This is a genomic window from Micromonospora sp. KC606 (genome assembly GCF_004348675.1).
GTDB lineage: Bacteria > Actinomycetota > Actinomycetes > Mycobacteriales > Micromonosporaceae > Micromonospora.
Genome location: NZ_SMKN01000332.1, coordinates 1 through 3879, shown reverse-complemented (window position 1 = coordinate 3879; position 3879 = coordinate 1). Strand labels below are relative to the sequence as shown.

At 72.4% G+C, this 3879-nt stretch carries 3 protein-coding genes; 2 read left to right on the top strand and 1 reads right to left on the bottom strand.

Annotation, left to right across the window (positions count from 1 at the left end):
* Positions 1-1742, top strand: a 1742-nt coding sequence (locus E1193_RS30410) for a hypothetical protein (RefSeq protein ID WP_243707969.1), incomplete at its 5' end; no start/stop codon positions are given.
* A gap of 37 nt (positions 1743-1779) precedes the next feature.
* On the opposite strand, the gene E1193_RS30405 is transcribed toward E1193_RS30410, so the two are convergent.
* Positions 1780-2559 (bottom strand): ferric iron reductase, encoded by a 780-nt coding sequence (locus tag E1193_RS30405; RefSeq protein WP_132186574.1) that lies wholly within the window; start codon positions 2557-2559, stop codon positions 1780-1782.
* 285 nt (positions 2560-2844) lie between these two features.
* Here E1193_RS30405 and E1193_RS30400 point away from each other — a divergent pair.
* Positions 2845-3879 (top strand): helix-turn-helix transcriptional regulator (locus E1193_RS30400; RefSeq protein WP_132186573.1); only part of this gene is annotated, 1035 nt, incomplete at its 3' end.

The window sequence follows — 3879 nt, the reverse complement described above, 5'->3', positions numbered from 1 at the left end:
GGGAGGGGTGTCGGTGGGACGTCGCCGCCGTGCTCAGCTTCGCGGCGGCGGCCTTCTGGGTGACCGCGCGCCTGTGGTTGCGGCCCGGCAGTGGGCTCCGGGACAACCGCTCGGACCAGCCGCAGTTCGAGTGGATGATGGCGCACGGCGCGCGGGTCGTGACCGAATTCGCCTATCCGTTCGGCTCGGACCGGATGAACGTGCCTGACGGCGTCAACTTGATGGCGAATACATCAGTATTGTCCATTTCGCTCCCGTTGACGCCCGTCACTGTAGCCTGCGGGCCGCAATGGTCGTTCCTGATCTTCCTCACCCTGGGGATGGCCGCCACCGGAACGAGTTGGTACTTCTTCCTCTCAAGGCTGGTGACCCGGTCCCGTGGGCCGGCCTGGCTGGGGGCCGCGTTCTGCGCCTTCGCCCCGGCCATGGTGTCGCACGCCAACGCCCACCCGAACATCGTGTCCCAGTTCGTCGTGCCTCTGCTGGCCTGGCGGACCCTCCGGCTCGCCGACCCGGGCCGCTGGCTCCGCAACGGAGTCCTGCTCGGCCTGCTGGTCGTCTGGCAGGCGTTCCTCAACCTCGAGATCCTGCTGATGGCCGCGATCGCGCTCGGCGTGGTGATCGTCGCCCTCGCCGTCGGCCGGCCCGCGCTGCGCCGGCGGTGGCGGACCTTCCTCGCCGGCCTCGGGGTCGCCGCCGCGCTCGCCGTGGTGGTACTGGCGTACCCGATCTATGTCCAGCTCTTCGGGCCCGGCTCGTACCACGGGCTGTCCCGGCTGATCCGGGGCTACCGCACCGACCTGGCCGCGTTCGTCGCCTGGTCCCGGGAGTCGCTGGCCGGTGACGCCCGCTCCGTCGGCCCGCTGGCCAAGAATCCCACCGAGGAGAACGCCTTCTTCGGCTGGCCGTTGGTCGTGCTGACCATCGCCCTGTTCGGCTGGCTGTGGCGCAGCGCGCTGGTACGCGGCCTGGCCGTGCTCACCCTGCTCTTCGCGGTGCTGTCGCTCGGACGGGAGGTCCAGCTCAACGGCCGCGACACCGGTGTGCCGGGCCCGTGGGCCGCGCTGGAGAACCTGCCGTTGCTGCACTCGGTGGTGCCCACCCGCTGGTCGCTGGCGATCACCCCGATCATCGGGGTGCTGCTCGCGCTCGGCACCGACCGGGCCCGCCGGCTCATCCGGGAGCACCCGACCGGCCGGCGGCAGCTCCGCTTCGCCACGGTCACCGTGCTGGCCATGGCGCTGCTGCCGCTCCTGCCGACCCCGCTGCCCACCTACCGCCCCGATCCGGTCCCGGCCTTCGTCACGACCGGCGCCTGGCGTCCGTACGTGGCCGGCGGGCGCAGCGTGGTCACCCTGCCGCTGCCCGACAACACGTACACCGAGCCGCTGCGCTGGTCGTCCCGGACCCGGCTGGAGATGCCACTGGCCCGGGGCTACTTTCTCTACCCCGACACCCGCCCGTGGTCGGCCGAGCCGGGCGCCGCCCTGTTCACCGCCCCGTATCGGCGGACGAGCAACTTCTTCGGCCACGTCGCCCGGACCGGGGAGATCCCGCCGATCACCGTCCGGGACCGGGCCACCGCCGTCACCGACCTGCGATTCTGGCGGGCCGGCGTGGTCGTCCTCGGCCCGCACCCGAACGCCGACCAGCTGCGTACCGCGATGACCGCGTTGACCGGGATCACCCCGACCTTCACCGGCGGTGTGTGGGTTTGGGACGTCCGGCCGCTGATCGGCTGACCGCCGCCTGGGCCGCCCCGACGGGCTGAATGCCTGGTCAGGCGGAGCGGACGCAGCAGCCCTGGCAGATCTTCGGGCTCGGCAGGGTGAAGGCCAGGCAGCAGGTCCGCCGCTGCACCGTCAGCTCGCCGCCGGGGCCGGGCACCAGCTCGACCAGGTCGGCCAGGTCGAGCGCGTCGAGCAGGGTTTCGACGGTCCGCACCGAGGAACCCGGCAGGGCGTCCGCCGCGCGCAGGACGCCGTGCGCGATACCGGAGGCGACGGAACCGAGCAGCGTGCGGGTGCCGACCCGAACCTCGGCCTGGATCGCGGCGATCACCGGGGCCAGGTGCGCGTCGAGCAGGGAGGCGCGCAGCACCCGGAGCAGTTCCGCCTCGCCGTCGACCACCCGGACCTCGGGGGGGCCGGCCAGCGCCAGCGGATCGTGCGGGAGGACGGCCACGCGGGTGGAGCCGCGCAGGCCCATGGTGAGCAACTGGTGCTGGTCCTCGAAGTGGATCAACACGTCGGCCGGTTCGAGCAGCGGCACGCGACGGGCCGAGGCCCAGCCGAGGACAACCGGCAGGGCCACCCAGTAGCTGTAGGACTTCCAGGCCAGCGCCGCGCAGGCGTGCGGGGTGCCGCCCCAGCGGCTGGCCGCCGCGCCCAGGAACTCCGGCATCCGGGAGCCGTCGACCAGCGTGGTCGCCGGACTCCATCCCGTCTCGTCGGCGAGCAGCAGGCCCGGCGCGAGCCCGGGCAGGTCGTCGGTGCCGAACATGGCGCGGAGGGTGGCGGTCACCGGGGCGAGCGGCGGGGCGAGGTCTTCCCTCGGCATCACCGCTGTCACCTGGCCGTCTCCCTCGTCCGAAGCGTCATCGTAACTAAGGCTAGCCTAACCATAGAATCAGGGCTAAGGGAAGCCTCACCGAAGATTGGGGGAGAGGCCCGGGTCACTCCGCCGGCGGCGTTGACGGCGGACCGGCCCGGGCTGTCGCGTACTACCCGATCGGCGATGAGGAAAACTCGCCCGGTGTCAAGACCAATGTCGGCTAGGTGCCAGTTCGGCTGCGGGCGAAGCCGCCGAACGTGAAGAATTGTCGTCCCGGCCGTGAGGAAGCTGATGACGACCTCTCCCCTGGAGCGGGCTGCCGAGTCCTTCGCCGCCGAGCTGGCCCGGCACCGGACGGGGCGGGGACTCTCCAAGAAACAGCTCGCCACCATGATGGGCTTCGACCCGTCGTACGTCAGCCACGTCGAGGGGCGCCGACACCGTCCCACCGAGGACTTCGCGCGCCGCGCCGAAGCCGTCCTCGACGCCAGCGGCGCCATCTGGCAGCGCTTCCGCGAGTACGACCAGCTCCGCCAGGCCAAGGGCGCCCCCACCCACCGCGATCTGCCACCCACGGGGCAGTGGCTGCCCCCGGGGACCGGGCTGGTCGTCGAACGGGAGACCGCCACCCTCACCCACGCCGACGACGGCTACCGCTGCCTGGTACGCCGACAACTGCACAACGTCGGCACCGAACCGGTCACCCGCCACCTCGTCCGGGTCGCCGTCGATCGCTGGCCCGACGACCCCGGCCGTTCCAACCGGCACCACCGTGAGCACCCGCTCACCTTCTCGGAGCTGCGGCTGCGGGCGTACCGGGACGACGGCATAAGCCGGGAGGCGATGCACTGGCGGGCCAAACACGACCGGGACGCCTACAAGGAGATCTGGCTGCTCTTCGAGAACGCCGACGGGCGCTTTCCCCTGCACCCCGGCGAACGCGTCGAGATCGAGTACTCCTACCAGGTCGGGCGGGAGAAGTGGGGGCTCTGGTTCCAGCGGGCCGTCCGCCTGCCCACCCGCCACCTCGCGGTGCGGCTCGACCTACCGGCCGCTCTCGATCCCCGGGTCTGGGGCGTGGAGACGTCCCTCTCTGCCGACGAGGGCCCACTGCGCACCCCCGTAAGCCGCCACGACCGCGCAGGCCGGGCCGTCTTCGACTGGTCCATCGACGACCCGCCGCTGAACTCCCGCTACCGCCTCCAGTGGCGGTTCCGCGGCGAACCGGCCGACACGGAACGGGCGGCGGCCGCCGTGCAGGCCGGGGACCGGCTGCGCGCCCTCGGCGTGCTGCCCCGCGACGCGGACCTGCTGCGCCGCCCCGCC